Origin of the sequence: Mesorhizobium sp. B2-5-13 (assembly GCF_006440535.1) — a bacterium.
Lineage (GTDB): Bacteria > Pseudomonadota > Alphaproteobacteria > Rhizobiales > Rhizobiaceae > Mesorhizobium > Mesorhizobium salmacidum.
In genome coordinates this window covers 174,901-193,773 of the sequence record NZ_VFUI01000004.1, presented here as the reverse complement: position 1 = coordinate 193,773, position 18,873 = coordinate 174,901, and the positions used below count along the sequence as shown (strand labels likewise).

The 18,873-nt window shown below is 63.7% G+C and carries 20 protein-coding genes; 16 read left to right on the top strand and 4 right to left on the bottom strand.

What is annotated here, in order from left to right; translation table 11 throughout:
- The first annotated feature begins 3 nt into the window (after nt 1–3).
- The gene (locus FJ434_RS09405; protein WP_246678253.1) at nt 4–930 is read left to right on the top strand and encodes a class I SAM-dependent methyltransferase; all 927 of its coding nucleotides are present in this window, start codon (nt 4–6) and stop codon (nt 928–930) included.
- On the opposite strand, the gene FJ434_RS29705 is transcribed toward FJ434_RS09405, so the two are convergent.
- A complete protein-coding gene (locus tag FJ434_RS29705; protein WP_181165845.1) occupies nt 927–1,136 on the bottom strand; it encodes a hypothetical protein in 210 nt (69 codons plus the stop codon). The genes FJ434_RS09405 and FJ434_RS29705 overlap by 4 nt on opposite strands.
- Between FJ434_RS29705 and FJ434_RS09400 the strand changes: the two genes are divergently transcribed.
- Both FJ434_RS09400 and FJ434_RS30455 read left to right on the top strand, forming a co-directional pair.
- Complete coding sequence (locus FJ434_RS09400; protein WP_181165844.1) at nt 1,126–1,851, top strand: trehalase family glycosidase; 726 nt, start codon at nt 1,126–1,128, stop codon at nt 1,849–1,851. The genes FJ434_RS29705 and FJ434_RS09400 overlap by 11 nt on opposite strands.
- Nucleotides 1,852–1,875: 24 nt before the next feature.
- Nucleotides 1,876–2,007, top strand: coding sequence for a hypothetical protein (locus FJ434_RS30455; protein ID WP_281406438.1), 132 nt, complete (start codon nt 1,876–1,878; stop codon nt 2,005–2,007).
- A gap of 29 nt (nt 2,008–2,036) precedes the next feature.
- Here FJ434_RS30455 and FJ434_RS09395 read toward each other — a convergent pair whose 3' ends face one another.
- Nucleotides 2,037–2,762 (bottom strand): MgtC/SapB family protein, encoded by a 726-nt coding sequence (locus FJ434_RS09395; RefSeq protein WP_140745835.1) that lies wholly within the window; start codon nt 2,760–2,762, stop codon nt 2,037–2,039.
- A gap of 250 nt (nt 2,763–3,012) precedes the next feature.
- Between FJ434_RS09395 and FJ434_RS09390 the strand changes: the two genes are divergently transcribed.
- From FJ434_RS09390 to FJ434_RS09345, 10 genes are all read left to right on the top strand, one after another.
- Complete coding sequence (locus FJ434_RS09390) at nt 3,013–3,987, top strand: sugar-binding transcriptional regulator (protein WP_027142217.1); 975 nt, start codon at nt 3,013–3,015, stop codon at nt 3,985–3,987.
- A gap of 45 nt (nt 3,988–4,032) precedes the next feature.
- On the top strand, nt 4,033–5,478 hold the full coding sequence (locus FJ434_RS09385; protein ID WP_140745833.1) for an extracellular solute-binding protein: 1,446 nt from the start codon (nt 4,033–4,035) through the stop codon (nt 5,476–5,478).
- Between the two features lie 160 nt (nt 5,479–5,638).
- Nucleotides 5,639–6,562, top strand: coding sequence for a sugar ABC transporter permease (locus FJ434_RS09380; RefSeq protein ID WP_140505586.1), 924 nt, complete (start codon nt 5,639–5,641; stop codon nt 6,560–6,562).
- 9 nt (nt 6,563–6,571) lie between these two features.
- Complete coding sequence (locus FJ434_RS09375) at nt 6,572–7,429, top strand: carbohydrate ABC transporter permease (protein WP_027142220.1); 858 nt, start codon at nt 6,572–6,574, stop codon at nt 7,427–7,429.
- Between the two features lie 2 nt (nt 7,430–7,431).
- Nucleotides 7,432–8,550, top strand: a complete 1,119-nt coding sequence (locus FJ434_RS09370; protein WP_140745831.1) for an ABC transporter ATP-binding protein — start codon at nt 7,432–7,434, stop codon at nt 8,548–8,550.
- On the top strand, nt 8,547–9,671 hold the full coding sequence (locus tag FJ434_RS09365) for an ABC transporter ATP-binding protein (protein WP_140745829.1): 1,125 nt from the start codon (nt 8,547–8,549) through the stop codon (nt 9,669–9,671). The genes FJ434_RS09370 and FJ434_RS09365 overlap by 4 nt, the downstream gene beginning before the upstream one ends.
- Entirely contained in the window at nt 9,671–11,224 is a 1,554-nt protein-coding gene (locus tag FJ434_RS09360; RefSeq protein ID WP_140745827.1) for an FGGY-family carbohydrate kinase, read from the top strand. Before FJ434_RS09365 ends, FJ434_RS09360 begins: the two co-directional genes overlap by 1 nt.
- A gap of 10 nt (nt 11,225–11,234) precedes the next feature.
- Complete coding sequence (locus FJ434_RS09355) at nt 11,235–12,275, top strand: 2-hydroxyacid dehydrogenase (RefSeq protein WP_140745825.1); 1,041 nt, start codon at nt 11,235–11,237, stop codon at nt 12,273–12,275.
- Between the two features lie 46 nt (nt 12,276–12,321).
- On the top strand, nt 12,322–13,839 hold the full coding sequence (locus tag FJ434_RS09350) for a glycerol-3-phosphate dehydrogenase (protein ID WP_140745823.1): 1,518 nt from the start codon (nt 12,322–12,324) through the stop codon (nt 13,837–13,839).
- Nucleotides 13,840–13,888: 49 nt separating this feature from the next.
- The gene (locus tag FJ434_RS09345; RefSeq protein ID WP_140745820.1) at nt 13,889–14,830 is read left to right on the top strand and encodes a TIM barrel protein; all 942 of its coding nucleotides are present in this window, start codon (nt 13,889–13,891) and stop codon (nt 14,828–14,830) included.
- Nucleotides 14,831–14,885: 55 nt separating this feature from the next.
- Here the strand turns inward: FJ434_RS09345 and fba are convergent, their stop codons facing one another.
- The gene (gene fba / locus FJ434_RS09340; protein WP_027142227.1) at nt 14,886–15,950 is read right to left on the bottom strand and encodes a class II fructose-bisphosphate aldolase; all 1,065 of its coding nucleotides are present in this window, start codon (nt 15,948–15,950) and stop codon (nt 14,886–14,888) included.
- Nucleotides 15,951–16,222: 272 nt separating this feature from the next.
- Between fba and FJ434_RS09335 the strand changes: the two genes are divergently transcribed.
- Genes FJ434_RS09335 through FJ434_RS09325 form a run of 3 tightly spaced genes read left to right on the top strand, consistent with a single transcriptional unit; the run spans nt 16,223 to nt 18,237 of the window.
- Nucleotides 16,223–16,993 (top strand): DeoR/GlpR family DNA-binding transcription regulator, encoded by a 771-nt coding sequence (locus FJ434_RS09335; protein WP_140505572.1) that lies wholly within the window; start codon nt 16,223–16,225, stop codon nt 16,991–16,993.
- Between the two features lie 18 nt (nt 16,994–17,011).
- Nucleotides 17,012–17,770 carry a triose-phosphate isomerase gene (locus FJ434_RS09330; RefSeq protein ID WP_140745818.1) on the top strand — a complete coding sequence of 253 codons (759 nt, stop codon included), beginning with the start codon at nt 17,012–17,014 and terminating at the stop codon, nt 17,768–17,770.
- 26 nt (nt 17,771–17,796) lie between these two features.
- A complete protein-coding gene (locus FJ434_RS09325; RefSeq protein ID WP_140505568.1) occupies nt 17,797–18,237 on the top strand; it encodes an RpiB/LacA/LacB family sugar-phosphate isomerase in 441 nt (146 codons plus the stop codon).
- Here the strand turns inward: FJ434_RS09325 and dhaL are convergent.
- Complete coding sequence (dhaL, locus tag FJ434_RS09320; protein ID WP_140745816.1) at nt 18,234–18,869, bottom strand: dihydroxyacetone kinase subunit DhaL; 636 nt, start codon at nt 18,867–18,869, stop codon at nt 18,234–18,236. The two genes, FJ434_RS09325 and dhaL, sit on opposite strands and share 4 nt — an antisense overlap.
- Nucleotides 18,870–18,873: the final 4 nt, after the last annotated feature.

Sequence of the window (18,873 nt, the reverse complement as noted above, 5' to 3'; positions counted from 1 at the left end):
GGGTTGGTTGCCATCAGAATTCGCGTCTGTTTACCTGAGCCAGCTATCGAGGTCCGATATTGTCGGCGATTCGCGGAGGGGAACATCAGTACCGGCAAAAATTCAACATCGACCGGCCATGAAGCGAGTGACGCAAGCTGGCTCGATCTTCATTTCGAGTCATCACGGCCGGAATACGAAGACGCACTTACCCAAGTTGGAATGCAACGTGGCTGGGACGTGCTCGATGCGGGATGCGGGGGCGGAAGCTTCCTTCCGCTCATCTGCGAGCTGATTGGCTCCAACGGGTCCGTGACAGCTCTTGATCTTGCGCCTGAGAATATTCAACGCGCCGAGGACTTGACTAAGGATGTCCCGGATCGGCCGAAGGTGCGCACCCGCGTCGGCAGCATTCTGTCGCTTCCTTTCAACCATGCTTCCTTCGATTGCGTGTGGTCCGCCAATGTTATGCAATATCTCACGCCGGCGGAATTTCAGCAGGCCACGGATGAGGTAAGACGCGTATTGAAGCCCGGCGGCATCCTCGCCGTAAAGGACTTCGATTCGACGCTTCTGCAGATGCTGCCTATGGATCACGGGGTATTTACCCGCTTCATGACGGCGCGATTGCAGACGTTCCGCGACAAGGGAGTGCTTGGCACCGATTGTGGTTCCTCGCTCCCCGGACTTTTGCGGGACGCAGGGATGGAGATCGTCTGGCGCAAAGGCTGGCTCGTTGAACGGTGGGCCCCTGCTGGCGAGCACACGCGCGATTATGTACGCGACTTAATCTCCTATTTCACGACTGCAGCGCCGGATTACGCCCTCCCTGAGAGCGATCAGCATTATTGGAAGGAACTGGCAGCAAATCCAGGGAGTCTGCTTGATCAGCCTGATTTCTGCTATCGCGAATTCTTCGTTCTGACGGTTTGCAGGAACGCGGCAATCTAAGAGCATGTCCGTTTTTTAACTAGGGTCATCTCCTGCAGCTGAATAGGGAATCCCAATCCCGATTCCGGTCGCCCGACCGCCACGTCGGCATTACCCAGCCAGCCGTCGCAGGCTTTGCCGTGCGGCGCCTGTTCGACCGCGCCAAGGACAGAAAATTGGCCGCCGAGCGGGCCCGCGCGCTGCTGCCGAAGATCGATGCCTGGCATCGCTGGTTCTACGAAGACCGCGACCCCAGGGAGTGAGGGGCTGGTCGCCATCATCCACCCCTGGGAATCCGGTCGCGACAATTCCATCGATTGGGACGATGCCTTCGAGCGCGTGCCGACCGAAGGCGTCGAGCCCTACACTCGTCGTGATACCTTGCATGCCGATCCGGCACATCGCCCGACCAAGGCGCAGTACGATCGTTATCTCTGGCTGGTGCAGCATTTTCGCGGGCTCGGTTGGGACAACGCGAGACTGCACGATGCCTCACCTTTCCAGATTGTCGATCCCGGCTTCAACGCCATCCTGATCCGCGCCGCCACCGACCTTGCCGATCTTGCCGAAGCGCTTGGCGAGACGGCGATCGCCAAGGCCAACCGCGCCCGCGCGCAAAAGGGCCTGGCGGCCATGGAGCGGCTGTGGAGCGACGCGCACGGCCAATACCTCTGTCTCGACCGTGTCGCCGGCACGCTGGTCGACAGCGCTTCGGTTGGTGGCATCCTGCCGGCCTTTGCCGCGATCCCGAAAGACCGCGCCGCTGCAGTCGCCGCGACCGTCGAACGCCTTGCCGGCACCGCGTTTTACGTCGTGCCGTCACATGATCCCGGTGATCCGCGCTTCGACGCCAAGCGTTACTGGCGCGGCCCGGTCTGGCTGGTGGTCAACTACATGATCGCCGACGGCCTTGCCGCCGCCGGCCACGGTCAGGTCGCATAGCGCATCACGCAATCCAGCCTCGACTTGATCCGGGAGAGCGGATTTGCCGAATACTACGACCCGCTGACCGGTAAGCCGCTCGGCGGCGGCCGTTTCACCTGGACGGCGGCGATGGTGATCGAGTTTTTGCGTGATGCGCAAGTGGGTGGTGCCTAAGCATGTCGGGGCGGGAACGCTTCGTCTCTTCAGGACGCCTTTTCGCCGACTAGATTAAATCGCTCGATCTCGCATTCGCGGCTGACCAGCGTCAGGATTTCCGTTGAAGGTTCGGTCGCATCGGACTGTCTCCATTCGAGATTGAACGAGTACACGAAGCGGTCGCGGCTGATGTCATGCTCCATCTTGGCAAGGCGTGCTCCATAGCCGAGCGGCCGCACCATCTCCTGCAGGTCGGGCGGTGAACTTTTTGGCCAGGAAACCGACAGGATCGCATGGTGGTCGCGCGGAACCTTGAGGTCCACCCATTTCAACACCTGAAGCGTCAGCAGCGTCAGCACTGTTGCAATTGCCGCAAGACCGAACTGCCCGCCGCCAAAGGCAAGCCCGATCATCGTCATGATCCACATGGTGGCCGCGGTGGTGACGCCGGTCACGAGGTCGCCGCGCCGCAGGATGGCGCCGCCGCCGATGAAGCCGACGCCGGTCAGCACGCCGAGCGGCAGACGCAGCACGTCCATGCGGGCGAAGAAATCCATTCCCTTGCCCGTCGTATCAAGCAGCAAGTTGGCCTGGATCATCGCAACAGCGGCCGCAAGGCCGACCAGGATGGTCGTCCGAAGCCCGGCGGTGTGGCCGCGCGCTTGCCGGTTGAGGCCAATGAGGAAACCAGCCAGCACCACAAGCAGCAGCCGTGCGACAAGATCGGGCCATGTCGGATGAAGCGGCATATCGCAGCAAAGCGGCTCGAACATCGTTCTGTCAGGCGGCGCCGGCGCTCCGCCTCTCCTGCTTCCCCGGGGGTTCTCGGCACCGCTCGGCGCCGATGTTCCTTGTGGCTCGCCGGCGCGCCGCGACTTCGGGCCGTCGATGTAAGAACCTCTTCACCCTCCCGAAGTTCCCGCTGGCCAACCGCCACGCCGATTTGAAAGGTGGCGCTTGACTTCGGTTCCGGCATGTGAAAAATTTTGCAGCAACTGATAAAAATATCACCGGGACGGAAACGTGGTTGGTTTTGGAAACGGGCTTTCGCGGGACGATGATGCCAGCATGGCGGCGCGCGCCGCGTGGCTTCATTACGCCGGCGGCCTGACCCAGTCCGAGGTCGCCAAGCGGCTGGGGCTGACCAGCCTCAAGGCCCACCGCCTCATCACCAAGGCCAACCAGGAAGGGCTGGTGAAGGTCTATATCGACGGCGAAGTGTCGGAATGCGTCGAGCTCGAGGACGAATTGTCCCGCCGCTACGGCCTCGATTATTGCGAGGTGGTCCCGGATTTCGATTCCGAGGATCTGCCGCTCAAGGCGCTCGGCATTGCCGGGGCGCAGTTCCTCAAGCGCGAGATCGAACGAGGCGAGCAGGCGCTGATCGGCGTCGGCCATGGCCGCACGCTCGCTGCTTGCGTGGAGTACCTGCCGCGCACCACCACCGACCGGATCCGTTTCGTCTCGCTGCTCGGCGGCCTGACACGGAAGTTCTCGGCCAACCCGCATGACGTCATTCACCGTCTCGCCGAGCGCACCGGAGCCGAAGCCTATGTGATGCCGGTGCCGATGTTCGCCAACACGGCGGAGGACCGCATCGTGCTGCTGGGCCAGAAGGGCATCAGCGAGGTCTTCGATCTCGCCAGATCCGCCGACCTGCTGTTGGCCGGCGTCGGTACCGCCGAGCGCGAGGCTTCGCTGGTTGCCACCGGCATGATCGAGAAAGGCGAGATGGAGGAGATCCGCCGCAATGGCGGCGTCGGCGAATTGCTCGGCCATTTCTTCGACGACGCCGGCAAGGCGGTCGCGACCACCGTTTCCAACCGGGCGCTGGCGTTGGCGCGCGAGGATATCGCCAGCCGCCGGATCGTTGCTGTCGCCGGAGGCAAGATCAAGGTTCGCGCCATCAAGTCGGTGCTGGAGGGGCGCTATTTGAAAGGCCTGATAACAGACGAGCGGACGGCGCGATCGCTCGTGGAAGAGACGCCGGTCGGGTAGCCGGCAACGGTTCAGTTGAAACTACCCTGTGGAGGAGAAGACCAAATGCATGAGAAAGAGAAAGACCTCATAGACGCCTTCCTGCGCGGACAAGTCGACCGTCGCGGATTGATCAAGGGCCTTGGGGCGATGGGCCTCGCCGCCGGCACCGCCGGCACGCTGCTCAACCTGGGCCAGACCCGCGCGCTTGCCGCGGACTTCGACTGGCAGGCGCATAAGGGCAAGACCATCAAGCTCTTGCTCAACAAGCATCCATATGCCGACGCCATGATCGCCAATCTTGAGAACTTCAAGAAACTGACCGGCATGAACGTCGTCTACGACGTATTCCCTGAAGACGTCTATTTCGACAAGGTGACGGCCGCATTGTCGGCGAGCTCGCCCGAATATGATGCCTTCATGACCGGCGCGTACATGACCTGGACCTATGGCCCAGCCGGCTGGATCACCGACCTCAACGAATGGATCAAGGATCCGGCCAAGACCAACCCGAACTATGCCTGGGACGACTTCCTGCCAGGCGTCAGGAATTCCTGCGCCTGGAACGGCAAGCCGGGCGGAGCCCTGGGATCGGAAGATGCCAAGCAATGGTGCATTCCGTGGGGGTTCGAGCAGAACAACATCACCTACAACAAGGCGATGTTCGACAAGGCGGGCGTCAAGGTCCCCGGCAATATGGACGAGATGGTGGCCGCTGCCGCCAAGCTCACCAAGGATGTCGGCGGCGGCGTCTACGGCATTGGTGTGCGCGGCTCGCGCTCCTGGGCGACCATCCATCCGGGATTCCTGTCGGCTTACGCCAATTTCGACCAGAAGGACCTGAATGTGTCGGCCGACGGCAAATTGTCGGCCGCCATGAACACCGCCCAGTCCAAGGCTTTCCACAAGCAGTGGGTGCAGATGATCCAGGAGAGCGGCCCGAAGGACTGGTCGACCTACACCTGGTACCAGGTGGGCACCGATCTGGGCGCCGGCGCCTCGGCGATGATCTTCGACGCCGATATCCTCGGCTACTTCATGAATGGCGGCGACAACAAGATGGCCGGCAAGCTTGCCTTCGCCGCCTTCAAGGCGAATCCGGAGGCCAAGGCACCAACGCCGAACATCTGGATCTGGTCGCTGGCGATGTCCAACTTCTCCAAGGACAAGGACGCCACATGGTACTTCATGCAATGGGCCTCCGGACCCGAGCATGCGCTGTTCGGCGCCACCAAGATGGATTTTGTCAACCCGGTCCGGCAGTCGGTCTGGAAGGATGAAGCTTTCCGCGAGAAGCTGAACAAGAGCTATCCGGGCTATGTCGAGATGTTCGACGCCTCGGCACCCGGCGCCTCGATCAAGTTCACGGCGCAGCCGCTTTTCTTCGATCTCACCACCGAATGGGCGGCGACGCTGCAGAAGATGGTGTCCAAGGAAGTGCCGGTCGACGAAGGCCTCGACAAGCTGGCCGAGAGCATCAATGGCCAGCTCAAGGAAGCCGGTCTCGGTTAAGTCGCAACGAGGGCCGGCCTGCTTGGCGGGGCGGCCCTCGGCATACCTTTTCATGTTTGCGATGCGGTGCCGAAAGGTGACCGCTATTTCGCCCGACCGGCCGCCTTGCTCCCTTGGGCGGCCGGCAGGGGCGAAGCGACAGCAACAACGGAGCAGCTCGATGACTGCGGTGGTATCGCAAAGGCTTAAGCCATCCGGCTTCAGGATCAGCAAGCGGGTGCTGCCCTATGTGCTCAGCCTGCCGGCCCTGCTGGTCTGCATCGGCATCCTGATCCCGTTCCTGACCTCGGTCGTTTACTCGTTCCAGCGCTACCGGCTGAGCCAGCCCTGGGCGCGGCAGTTCAACTGGGGCGACAACTACATCTCCTTCTTCACCGATCCGAAATTCTGGAACACGTTGAAAGTCTCGCTGCTCTATGCCGGCACCACCGTCGTGCTGGAACTGCTTTTGGGCCTTGCCATCGCCTTGCTGCTGCAGAAGCGCTCGACGCTGAACAACTTCATCTCGATCATGCTCCTGATGCCGCTGATGACGGCGCCGGCGCTGGCAGCGCTTATGTGGAAGCTGATGACCAATCCCGGCTTCGGCGTGCTGAGCTATCTCGCCAGCCTCATCGGGCTGCAGGATTTCCGCTGGGCCTCGTCGCCGTCGACGGCGCTGTTAACCGTCGTGCTGGTCGACATCTGGGTCTACACGCCTTTCATCATGATCCTGCTGCTTGCCGGCCTGCGCAGCCTGCCGACGCAGCCCTTCGAGGCGGCGGCACTCGACGGCGTGCCGCGGAGCTTCGTCTTCTTCCGCATCACGTTGCCGATGCTGACACCCTACATCCTGACGGCGACGCTGTTCCGCCTGCTCGATTCCATCCAGCAGTTCGATATCATCTACGCGATGACGCAAGGCGGCCCGGGCGACACGCTGACCGTCTTCCAGGTCGAGGCCTATCTCAACTTCTTCCAGTCGACCAATGTCGGCCGCTCGGCGGCGCTGATGATCATCCTGTGGGCGATCACCTATTTCCTCTCCAACATCTTCATCAAGAACTGGCTCAGGCTGCGCGAACGCGCCCGCGGCCAGGCATAGGAGGCGGCGATGGAACATACCTCGCTTCTCGAACGCATCCTGCGCGGCGTGGCACTGACGCTGGTGGTGATCTTCTTCATGTTCCCGATCGTCTGGATCTTCATGATGTCGTTCCAGACCAACGAGACCATCCTGCGCATCCCGCCGCAGCTCATCTTCGAACCGACGCTGGCCAATTACACCGCGCTGATCACCGGCAAGCTGATGACCGCCGCCGGCACGCTCGACATCGCCTTCATGCGCAACCTCTGGAATTCGGTGTTCCTGTCGGTGACCTCGGTGGCGGTTTCGCTGCTGCTCGGCGTGCCGGCCGCCTACGCCTTCGCGCGCCACAAATTCCGCGGCTCGGAGGACATCGCCTTCACGCTTCTGTCGTTCAGGTTCGCGCCGGCACTTCTGGTGCTGTTGCCGCTCACGCTCTATTTCCAGAAGCTCGGCCTGGCCAACACCTATATCGGGCTGATCTGGGTCTACCAGCTGATCTGCCTGCCGCTGATACTGTGGATCGTGCGCGGCTATTTCGAGGATATCCCGGCTGACATCGAATATGCCTACCGTATCGGCGGTCATTCCTGGTTCGCCACCTTCCGCAAGATCGCGCTGCCGCTCGCCGGCCCTGGCATTGCTGCGGCCGGCCTGCTCGCCTTCATCTTCGCCTGGAACAATTTCGTCTTCGCGCTGGTGCTGGCTTCGGCCGACAAGCAGCCGGTGACGGTCGGCGCGCTCGCCTTCATCACCTCATCCGGCATCCAGTACGGCCAGATTTCGGCGGCCATCGTCTTGTCGATCACGCCGACGCTGGCGCTCGCCCTTTACGCACAGCGCTATCTGGTCGAAGGCCTGTCGCTCGGCGCGGTGAAAGGATAGAAATGGCCAGCCTCGAACTCAGAAATCTCGTCAAGCGCTACAAGAGCCAGACCGTCCTCGACAATTTGTCGCTGACCGTCGCGGATGGCGAAACGCTGGTCCTGTTCGGACCCTCGGGCGCCGGCAAGACGGTGCTGCTGCGCCTGGTCGCCGGCGTCATCGATCCGGACGAAGGCAAGATCCTTATCGGCGGCGAGGACATGACCGATGTCGACGCGGAGTTCCGCGGCGTCGGCATGGCGTTCCAGAATTTCGCGCTGTTTCCGCATATGAGCGCGTTCGACAACATCGCGACGCCGCTCGAGGCCAAGCGCTCGTCGCAGAGCGCGATCAAGGCCGGCGTCGAGAGCGTCGCCAAACTGTTGAAGATCGGCCATGTGCTGAGCCACAAACCACGCGCTCTCTCCAACGGCCAAAAGCAGCGCACGGCCCTTGCCCGCGCTTTGGTCGGTTCACCGCCGCTGCTGCTGCTCGACGATCCCTTGCGCAATGTCGACGCCAAGCTGCGCTTCGAGATGCGGCTCGAACTGCCCAGGCTGCTCGCCGATCGCGGCGCCACCGTCGTCTACGTCACCCAGGATTACAAGGAAGCCATGGCGCTCGGCGACCGTATCGCTGTGATGTCGCAAGGCGTCATCAGGCAGCTCGGCACGCCCGAGCAGATCTATCGCGAGCCGGCCAACATCGAGATCGCGCGGCTGTTCGGCGACCCGACCATCAATCTGCTCGACGTCAAGCCCGCGCGCGATGGCAGGGGGGGCTATGTCGGCCTGTCCAATGTGCAGGTCCATCTCGCCGATGTTCCCGAGATCGCCATCGGTCGCGACTGCATCATCGGGCTGAGGCCGGAGGCACTGCATTTCGTTGGCGAAAACGAGCCCGGCGCCATTCCGGTGACGGTCGAGGCCGAGACGCCGCTCAACGAAAAGATCGTCACCCTGGTGCGCACCGTTCGCGGCCGTGAAATCCTGGTCTCGCGCCCGGCCGGAACGCCGGGCCGCAGCGAAGGCAAGGCCCATATCGTCGTCGACGGCAAGAGCGCCTTGCTGTTCGACAGGGCGAGCGGTGAGCGCATAGGCGCGAAGAACATTGTCAATCTGCGCAGCGGAGAAGCGGCATGAGCGCCAGCGCACTCACCATTTCCGGCGTCGACAAGTTTTATGGCCCGATCGACCGTGGCGTTCACGCCGTCAAGAACCTGACGATGGAAATCGGCAAGGGCGAGATCGTGGCGCTGCTCGGTTCGTCCGGCTGCGGCAAGACCTCGACGCTGCGCATGATCGCCGGTTTCGAGGAGGTCTCGCGCGGCACGATCGCGGTCGCCGGCCGCAAGGTACAGACCTTGCCGCCGGTCAGGCGCAATGTGGCGATGGCCTTCGAGGGCTACTCGCTCTATCCGCCGCTGACCGTGCGCGAGAACATGGCCTTTGCCCTCAAGGCCGCCCGGCTGCCCAGGAGCGAGGTCGATGCCAAGGTCGCCAGCATCGCCAAACTGCTGGAGATCGAGGACATATTGGAGCGCTATCCCGGCTCCATTTCGGGTGGTCAGCAGCAGCGCGCCAGTCTTGGCCGGGCGTTGATCCGGGAAGCCGACCTGCATCTGCTCGACGAGCCGATGGGGCAACTCGAACCGCAGCTTCGCGCGGTGCTGCGCGGCCGCATCAAGCATTTCATCAAGGAGCGCGGCCTGACCGCGATCCTGGTCACCCACGATCAGACCGAGGCCAACGCGCTTGCCGACCGCATCGCGGTGATGGAAGGCGGCGTGCTGCAGCAGTTTGACACGCCGGACCGGCTCAAGGAGCGTCCGGCCAACCTGTTCACCGGAACCTTCGTCGGCGAACCGCCGATGAACGTCTTCGAGGCCTTTGTCGGGACGGTCGGCGGCCGCATCAATCTGCGGCTGCCCGACGGGTTGTCGCTCGACTATGACAAGGACGCCTTCAGCGCTCCGGTTCGCGATCAACTGCTCAGCCGCGAGCGGGTCGTCATCGGCATCAGGCCCTACGCGGTCCGGCGCTCGAAAGAGGGTGTTCCGGCCAGGGTCTCGGCCAACCAATGGCTTGGCGACCAGACCCACATCGCCGCCGATTTCGCCGGCGGTTCGCTGGTGCTGGTCGAGCATGACCGCACCCGGCTCGACCTTGGCGCGCCCATCAACGTCAGCATCGATCCGAAAAACCTGCACGTCTTCGACCAGGCGAGCGGCATGGCCATCTCGCACGGCATGGAGCTCGCGTGATGCGCGACATACTGATCGGCATCGATGCCGGCACCTCCGTCATCAAGTCCATCGCCTTCGACACGAAAGGCCGCCAGATCGCGGCCGCGGCGACGCCGAACCATTATCTGACGCTGCCGGGCGGCGGCGCCGAACAGGATCTGGCGCGCACCTGGGCCGATGCCGCCACGACCCTGCGCCAGCTCGCCGACAAGGTGCCCGATCTCGCCAGCCGGACCGTCGCCATCGCGGTGACCGGGCAGGGCGACGGCACCTGGCTGATCGATGGCAAGGGCGAGCCGGTGGCCAAGGGCTGGCTTTGGCTCGACGCGCGCGCCGCCGGCGTCGTTGAGGAAATCCGCGCGCGGCCCGACGACCGGCTGCGCTTCGAAAAGACCGGCAGCGGGCTTGCCGCCTGCCAGCAGGGCTCGCAGTTTGTCTTCATGAAGCGCACCATGCCCGAAATGCTCGGCAAGGCTGCCACCGCGTTCCACTGCAAGGACTGGCTCTATTTCAAGCTCACCGGCGAACGCGCCACCGATCCGTCCGAAGGGACCTTCACTTTCGGCGACTTCCGCACCCGCGACTATAGCGGCGACGTGCTCGACGTCCTCGGCGTCGCCGATCTCAGGCACCTGCTGCCGCCGATTGTCGACGGCACGAGGCACAGCACCGGACTGTCGCCGGCGGCTGCCGCCATCACCGGCATGCTTGCCGGGACACCCGTTGTGCTCGGTTATGTCGATGTCGTCTGCACCGCGCTCGGCGCCGGCCTCCTCGATCGCGAGCGCAAGCCCGGCTGCTCGATCATCGGCTCCACCGGCATGCACATGCGGCTGGCCGAGACGCCCGACGATGTGCAGCTGAACGAAGCGGCGACCGGTTATACGATGGCGATGCCGGCGCCGGGCGTCTTCGCGCAGATGCAGTCCAATATGGCGGCGACGCTCAACATCGACTGGGTGCTTGGCCTTGCCTCGGGCATTCTCGCCTCGCAAGGCATAACCCGCAGCAATGGCGAGATGATCGCGCTGGTCGATGCCTGGATCGCGGCCTCGCAGCCGGCGTCGCTGCTCTATCAGCCCTACGTGTCTGAAGCGGGTGAGCGCGGACCGTTCGTCGATGCCAATGCCAGGGCGGGCTTCGTCGGCATTTCGTCGCGCCACGGCTACGCCGATCTGGTGCGCGCCGTCTTCGAAGGCTTGGCCTTCGCGGCGCGCGACTGCTACGCCGCCATGGGCCCGCTGCCACGCGAAATCCGCCTGACCGGCGGCGCCGCCAGAAGCCCGGCGCTGCGCAAGATACTGGGTGCGGCCATCGGCGCCGACACGCGCACCAGCGCGCGCGAGGAGGCCGGCGCCGCCGGTGCGGCGATGATCGCCGCGGTCTGCGTCGGCCAATACGCCTCCATGGACGAATGCGTCGGCGAATGGGTGACGCCGTTGCTCGGCGAGGCCGAACCGAGCGACCCGGACCTCGCCGCGATCTACGACAGGATGGCCCCTTCCTACATGCTGGCGCATCAGGCCTTGCGGCCGGTCTGGCGTGCCATGGCGACATCGCAGGAAAATTGAGAAGTCGAGTATGCCCAGGAAAATAGCGATCATTGGCGACAACTTCATGCTGCCGGAGGTGTTTCGCGCCAAAATCGAGAAGGTTGTCAGTGGCGACCTCGACATCAGGACCTTGCAGACGGCCTGGCCCGACGAGCCGATGGAGTTCGGCAATCCGGCGCTCGGCCTCGACAAGGTCAAGGAATATTTCGGCCATCCCGACGAGGTCGTCGACTTCATCGGCGACGCCGAAATCCTCGTCACCCAGCTTGCGCCCCTGTCGGAAGGCATGATGCGGCGCCTGCCGTCGCTCAAGCTGGTCGCGGTGTCGCGCGGCGGCCCGATCAACATCGACATGGCTGCCGCCAAGGCGCACGGCATCACCGTGGTCAACGTGCCCGGCCGTAACGCCACCGCCGTGGCCGAGTTCACCATCGGCGCCATCCTTGCCGAGACGCGGCTGATCCGGGTCGGCCACGAAGCCCTGCGCAAGGGGGAATGGCGCGGCGATCTCTACCGCGCCGACCGCACCGGCCGCGAACTCGGTGAAATGACCGTCGGCGTCGTCGGCTATGGCAATATCGGCACGAAAGTGGTGCGCCTGCTGCGTGCCTTCGGCTGCCATGTCCTGGTCAGCGACCCCTATGTGCAGTTGAGCGCCGAGGACCGCAACGCCGGCGTCGAACTGGTTGCGCTCGACGATCTCCTGTCGCGCGCCGACGTGGTCACGCTGCATTCGCGGGTGACCGGGGAGACACGCGGCCTGATCGGTAAGGAGACCATCGCCCGGATGAAGCCGGGGGTGATCTTCGTCAACACTGCGCGTGGCCCATTGGTCGACTACGACGCGCTCTACGAGGCGCTGGTTTCGGGGCAGATCGCCAGCGCCATGCTGGAGACCTTCGCGGTCGAGCCGGTGCCCTCTGACTGGCCGCTGCTGCAGCTGCCCAACGTGACGCTGACGCCGCATATCGCCGGCGCCTCGGTGCGCACCGTGACCTATGCCGCCGAGCAGGCCGCCGAGGAGGTACGCCGTTACCTGGCCGGCCTGCCTCCGGTCAATCCGTGCTGAGAGCGATGGCCATGATGCGAAAATCCGGCAGCGGGGCGACGGCAAGATGAGCGTCGGCCCTGACATCGTCGATCTCTTCGTCATCGGCGGCGGCGTCAACGGCGCCGGCATCGCGCGCGACGCCGCCGGCCGCGGGCTTTCCGTCATCCTGTGCGAAAAGGACGATCTCGCCGAAGGCACCAGTTCGCGCTCGGGCAAGCTCGTCCATGGCGGTCTGCGCTACCTCGAGTATTATGAGTTCCGCCTGGTGCGCGAGGCGCTGATCGAGCGCGAGGTGCTGCTGGAATCGGCGCCGCACATCATCTGGCCGATGCGCTTCGTGCTGCCGCACAGCCCTGACGACCGGCCGGCATGGCTGGTGCGGCTCGGCCTGTTCCTCTACGACCATCTCGGCGGTCGCAAGCGGCTGCCGGCCACCCGGACGCTTGACCTGCGCACCGCGCCCGAGGGAGCGCCGATCAAGGACAGTTTCAAGCGCGGCTTCGAATATTCCGATTGTTGGGTCGACGATGCCCGCCTCGTCGTCATCAATGCGCTCGACGCCGCCGAACGGGGAGCGAAGGTCTTCACCCGCACTGCCTGCACCGCCGCCCGCCGCGAGGGCGGCCTCTGGGTCGTCGAGATGCGTGACGTCAGGACCGGCATCAAGACCAGTGTGCGGGCCCGCGCGCTGATCAATGCCGCCGGTCCCTGGGTGAATGACATCGTCAATCGCGTTGCCGGCCAGAATTCCAGGCGTAATGTCCGCCTCGTCAAGGGCAGCCATATCGTCGTGCCCAAGTTCTGGGAGGGAAGGCAAGCCTATCTCGTCCAGAACAGCGACAAGCGCGTCATCTTCATCAATCCCTACCAGAACGATCTCGCGCTGATCGGAACCACCGACATTCCCTACGAAGGCCGGCCGGAGGATGTGATCGCGGATGAGAGCGAGATCGACTACCTCATCAAAGTGGTCAACCGCTATTTCAAGCGCGGCCTTGCGCGCAACGATGTGGTCTATTCCTTCTCCGGCGTCAGGCCGCTCTATGACGACAACGCCGACAATCCGAGCGCGGTGACCCGCGACTATATTTTCGAACTCGACGCGCCGGACGCGCAGGCGCCGCTGCTCTCCGTCTTCGGCGGCAAGATCACCACCTTCCGCAAACTGGCCGAGCACGCGCTGGACAGGATCGCGCCATTCTTTCCCCGCCTGGGCAAAGCCTGGACCGCAAAGGCGCATTTGCCCGGCGGCGATATCGCCAATGCCGATTTCGAACAGTTCCTCGGCGACCTCGCGAATGAGTATCCATGGATGCCGGCATCGCTGCTCAAGCATTACGGCCGGCTCTACGGCACCAGGACGCGGTCCGTGGTCGGCGGCGCCCGTTCGCTCGCCGCACTGGGGCGGTGCTTCGGCAAGGATTTCTTCGAGCGCGAGGCGAACTACCTCTTTGAACAGGAATGGGCGGAAGACGCGGCCGACATTCTCGAACGGCGCACCAAGCATGGCCTGCATCTGTCCGCCGAGGAGAAGTCGGCCTTCGAGCATTGGTGCGCGACCCGGCAGGCGAGGGCAGGCTGATGGCGCTCACTGCCCCCTATTCGGCGACAGCGTTGAAGGGATAGCGACCTTGGCCTTCACGCTCTCCCTCAACACCAATCCGCTGGTCAACCGCTTCGCGGAGCCCGACGATCTGATCGACACCATCGCCTATGGCATCGGCATCAGGGATGTTCAACTCACGCACGAATTCGTCAATCCGGGCTGGCCCGCGGCGACGATCGTCAAATTCGTCCGCCTGTTCCGCAACGCCTTGAACCGCACCGGCGTGCGCGTCACCTCCGGCATGACTGGTCCCTACGGCCGGCTCAACCATTTCGGCCATCCCGATGCCGATGTGCGCCGCTACTATGTCGACTGGTTCAAGACCTTTGCCGATATCTCGGCCGAGCTTGGCGCTAGCGGCATGGGCACGCAGTTCGCCATTTTCACGCATCGCGACTTCGACGACGCCGCCCGCCGCGCGCGTCTGTTCGACATCGCGCTGGACTGCTGGCGCGAGGTCGCCGAACACGCCCGGGCGGCAGGCCTGACCTACCTGTTCTGGGAGCCGATGTCGGTCGGCCGCGAGTTCGGCCACACGATCGAGAATTGCCGGATGCTGCAGGATGCGATCGATGCTGCCGGCATGGCCATTCCACTGGAGATGATGGTCGACATCGACCATGGCGACGTGACCTCCTCCAACCCGGCCGATATCGATCCCTATGCCTGGGCCGAGGCGTTCCCCCGCAAATCACCGATCATCCACGTCAAGCAGTCGTCGATGAACAAGGGCGGCCACTGGCCGTTCACGTCAGCCCACAACGAGGACGGCCGCATCACGCCTGAGAAGCTGCTGGAGACGGTGCGCCGCGGCGGCGGCTCCGACAACGAGATCTGCCTCGAACTGTCGTTCCGCGAGCGCGAGCCGGTCGACCATCAGGTGGTCGCCATGATCCGCGAGTCGGTCGACTATTGGGCGCCCTTCATCGAGACCGGCAGGCCTGGCCTGCTGCCGAAAGCCGGATAGAAATCGGACAGGAGCCGATGCGGCTCCTGTCCATGAAATGCAAACCGGATCGAACTCAGGCGAATTTCGGATCGAGGCTGCCCGATTTGTAGCGCTTGGCCATTTCCGAGACCGGCAGCGGCTTGATCTTCGGCGCATTGCCGGCGGTGCCGAATTGCTCGAAGCGCTCCTTGCAGAGCTTCCTCATCGCCGCCATGGCCGGCGTCAGGTATTTGCGCGGATCGAACTCGCTTGGGTTTTCGGTCAGCACCTTGCGGATCGCGCCGGTCAACGCCATGCGGTTGTCGGTGTCGATGTTGATCTTGCGCACGCCATGCTTGATGCCGCGCTGGATCTCTTCCACCGGCACGCCCCAGGTCGGCTTCATCTGGCCGCCATATTTGTTGATGATCTCCTGCAGGTCCTCCGGCACCGAGGATGAGCCGTGCATGACCAGGTGCATGTTCGGCAGCCGGCGGTGGATCTCCTCGATGACATTCATGGCCAGAACCGCGCCGTCGGGCTTGCGCGAGAATTTATAGGCGCCGTGGCTGGTGCCCATGGCCACCGCCAGCGCATCGACATGAGTGTCGCGCACGAACTGCTCGGCCTGCACCGGATCGGTCAAGAGCTGGTCGTGGCTGATCGCGCCTTCGACACCGTGGCCGTCTTCCTGTTCGCCGCCGCCGCTCTCGAGCGAGCCCAGCACGCCGATCTCGCCTTCCACCGACACGCCACCCCAATGCGCCATATCGACCACACGCCGTGTGATACCGGAATTATAGGCATAGTCGGCCGGCGACTTGCCGTCTTCCTTCAGCGAACCGTCCATCATCACCGAGGTGAAGCCGTACTGGATCGCGGTGACGCAGGTAGCTTCGTTGTTGCCGTGGTCGAGATGCATGCAGACCGGGATGTCGGGATGGATTTCGACCAGGGCGTCGATCAGCTTGGCCAGCACCACGTCATTGGCGTAGGCGCGCGCACCGCGGCTCGCCTGCAGGATGACAGGCGACTTGGTCTCCTCCGCGGCCTCCATGATGGCCAGGCCCTGTTCCATGTTGTTCATGTTGAAGGCCGGCACGCCATAGCCGTATTCGGCGGCGTGATCGAGCAATTGTCTCAGTGTGATGCGAGCCAACGATTAGTCTCCCGTATCTGGTTTCAAACCTGTGGTTGCGGGCTGTCCGCGCATCGTTCAGCCCACCGATGCTTCTGGCCGGAATTCCGCGCAACCGCAACCGTGACAGACCGTCCCGGCAGCAATTCTTGTTACAGCGGCGCGATAAAAGCCGGCGAAATATCTCAGTGAAATATCTCATTATCACAAAAATTATGGTACATGCGCGGCAATGTCTGTTATGTCTGAGTTCGATCAAGGAGCCAGGCTTCTGCGTTGGCGGGTCGGCGAGAATGAAGAGCGACAACAGACGGCAAGGCATCATGGACTTCCTGGTGGACGCCGGCGCGGCCAGCGTCGACGACCTCGCCTCGCGTTTTGGCGTCTCCAGGATGACCGTGCACCGCGACTTGGACGAGCTCGAGGAGAGTGGCTTCCTGCGCAAGGTGCGCGGCGGCGCCTCGATACAGCCGAGCAGCCTCTTCGAAAGCGATTTCCGCTACCGGCAGAAGCAGGCGACTGGGGAAAAGCAGCGCCTTGCGGCGGCGGCCGCGGCCATGATCGAACCCGGCCAGACGGTCATCATCGACGACGGCTCGACGGCGGGCGGTATCGCGCGACATCTCGCGGAACTCAGGCCGCTGACGGTGATCACCAACAATCTCGCCGCCATCCAGGATCTGGCCGGTGCCGGAGGCATCAACCTGATCGCGCTCGGCGGCCAATACTCGAAGAAATTCCATGGCTTCTTCGGCCTGCTTGCCGAGGCTTCGCTGCGATCGCTGCGCGCCGATGTCGCCTTCCTGTCCTCATCCGCCATCCACGGCGCCTCCGCCTTCCATCAGGACCAGGAAGTGGTGCAGGCCAAGCGGCTGATGATGGCTGCGGCGACCCGCAAATACCTGCTGGTCGATCACGGCAAGTTTGGCCGTAGCGCGCTGCATTTCCTGACCGATCTCAAGGCATTCGAGGCCGTCTTCACCGGACGCGAGCCGGAGCCCGGGATGCGCGCGACGCTGGATGCGGCCGGGGTTTCGCTGACGGTGGTCGCCGACAAGGATTGAGGATCAAGGAGAGTACGAGTGGTTTACTGGGTCGGTACAAGCTGGAAGATGAACAAGACGCTCGCCGAGGCGCTTGATTTTGCCGGGGCGCTGGCCGGCTTCGTGCCGGGTTTCGACGATCGCATCCAGCCTTTCGTTATTCCGCCTTTCACGGCGGTGCGCGAAGTCAGGCAGGCGCTGTCGGCGACGCGCATCAAGGTCGGCGCGCAGAACATGCATTGGGCCGATGCCGGCGCCTGGACCGGCGAGATCTCGCCGGTGATGCTGAACGATTGCGGCCTCGACCTGGTCGAACTCGGCCATAGCGAGCGGCGCGAGCATTTCGGCGAGACCGATCGCACGGTCGGGCTGAAGACGGCGGCGGCGGTCAAGCATGGATTGATACCGCTGATCTGCGTCGGCGAGACGCTGGCCGAGCGCGAAAGCGGCAAGGCCGATGCGGTGCTCACCAATCAGGTCGAGGGTGCATTGCAATTCCTCGAAGGCGAGGCGAAGGTGGCAAAAATCCTGTTCGCCTACGAGCCGGTCTGGGCGATCGGCGACAAGGGCATTCCAGCCAGTTCCGACTATGCCGACAAGCAGCAGGCGCTGATCAAGAAGGTCGCCGCCGGTCTGCTGCCGTCCGCGCCGCCGGTGCTCTATGGCGGCAGCGTCAACCCTGGCAATGCCGCGGAACTGATCGACCGGCCCAACATCGATGGCCTGTTCATCGGCCGCTCCGCCTGGCAGGCCGAAGGCTACATCGACATCCTGCGCCGCGCATCAGCCGCGATCTGAATCAATCGAACTGGAAAGGACAAAAAATGAAAATAGCCATTGGAGCCGATAGCGCCGGCAAGCCGCTGCTCGACGTCATCGCCGCGCATCTGGCAACCAAGCCCGGCCTCACCGTCAGTGATCTCAGCCAGGCCGGTTATTATGCCGACCTGTCGCAGAAACTTGCCCAGACGATCGTCGACGGCGAAAACGACCGTGGCATCCTGTTCTGCGGCACCGGCATCGGCGTCTCGATCTCGGCCAACAAGGTGCCGGGGATCCGCGCGGCACTTACCCACGACACCTACTCGGCCGAACGCGCGGCGAAATCCAACAACGCCCAGATCATCACCATGGGCGCCCGTGTTATCGGTCCGGAACTGGCCAAGGCCATTGTCGACACGTGGCTGGCCTCGGAGTTCGACGAGAAGGGGCCCTCGGCCGGCAACGTCCAGGCGATCAACAGGCTCGACGCGGCAAAGGGCTAAGAGAGACTGTCGCGCATGGCCCTGATGACGGTGACGGCCGAGGCCGCGCCTGGGTCCATATGCCCGAGCGACCGCTCGCCAAGCCGTGACGAGCGGCCCTTGGCGGCGATCATGTCCTTGGTCGATTCCGCGCCGCGCTTGGCGGCGGCAAGGGCTGCCTGCAGGCTTTCAGCAAGGTCTTTTCCTGCTGCATTGCTGGCGCCGGCCGCTTCCGCCGCCGGTTGCCAGGCGTCGACCATTGTCTTCTCGCCGATCTCGGCCTTGCCGCGATCCTTGATGCCTTGCGCCATGGCCTGCAGCAGCGCGACGAACTCGGCATCCGCGAGCGTCGCCTTGCCCTTGACGGCGGCGGCGGCGCGCATGAAGGCGGTGGCATAGAGCGGACCGCAGGACGCGCCGACGGCATTGAGGAACGATTTCGCCGCCGTGTTGAGGAGCGCGGTCGGCTCGGTCGCCGCAAGGTCGAGCAGTGCCAGCGCATCGCGCACGGCGTTGAACCCGAGCGCCATCGCAATGCCGTGGTCGGCGTCGCCGATGACGCCGTCGAGCTGGCAAAGCCGGTCCCTGTCGGCTTCGATCGCCACCGCGATGGCATCTAACATTCTTTTCAGCTCGGAGGCGGCGATGGTCATGGAG

Coding starts and splice junctions, on each gene's coding strand:
- FJ434_RS29705 (WP_181165845.1), bottom strand. CDS start 1,136: ATGCCAGGCATCGATCTTCGGCAGCAGCGCGCGGGCCCGCTCGGCGGC.
- FJ434_RS09395 (WP_140745835.1), bottom strand. CDS start 2,762: ATGTTCGAGCCGCTTTGCTGCGATATGCCGCTTCATCCGACATGGCCC.
- FJ434_RS09370 (WP_140745831.1), top strand. CDS start 7,432: ATGGCCAGCCTCGAACTCAGAAATCTCGTCAAGCGCTACAAGAGCCAG.
- FJ434_RS09375 (WP_027142220.1), top strand. CDS start 6,572: ATGGAACATACCTCGCTTCTCGAACGCATCCTGCGCGGCGTGGCACTG.
- FJ434_RS09355 (WP_140745825.1), top strand. CDS start 11,235: ATGCCCAGGAAAATAGCGATCATTGGCGACAACTTCATGCTGCCGGAG.
- FJ434_RS09380 (WP_140505586.1), top strand. CDS start 5,639: ATGACTGCGGTGGTATCGCAAAGGCTTAAGCCATCCGGCTTCAGGATC.
- dhaL (WP_140745816.1), bottom strand. CDS start 18,869: ATGACCATCGCCGCCTCCGAGCTGAAAAGAATGTTAGATGCCATCGCG.
- FJ434_RS09385 (WP_140745833.1), top strand. CDS start 4,033: ATGCATGAGAAAGAGAAAGACCTCATAGACGCCTTCCTGCGCGGACAA.
- FJ434_RS09400 (WP_181165844.1), top strand. CDS start 1,126: ATGCCTGGCATCGCTGGTTCTACGAAGACCGCGACCCCAGGGAGTGAG.
- FJ434_RS09360 (WP_140745827.1), top strand. CDS start 9,671: ATGCGCGACATACTGATCGGCATCGATGCCGGCACCTCCGTCATCAAG.
- FJ434_RS09335 (WP_140505572.1), top strand. CDS start 16,223: ATGAAGAGCGACAACAGACGGCAAGGCATCATGGACTTCCTGGTGGAC.
- FJ434_RS09350 (WP_140745823.1), top strand. CDS start 12,322: ATGAGCGTCGGCCCTGACATCGTCGATCTCTTCGTCATCGGCGGCGGC.
- FJ434_RS09365 (WP_140745829.1), top strand. CDS start 8,547: ATGAGCGCCAGCGCACTCACCATTTCCGGCGTCGACAAGTTTTATGGC.
- FJ434_RS09325 (WP_140505568.1), top strand. CDS start 17,797: ATGAAAATAGCCATTGGAGCCGATAGCGCCGGCAAGCCGCTGCTCGAC.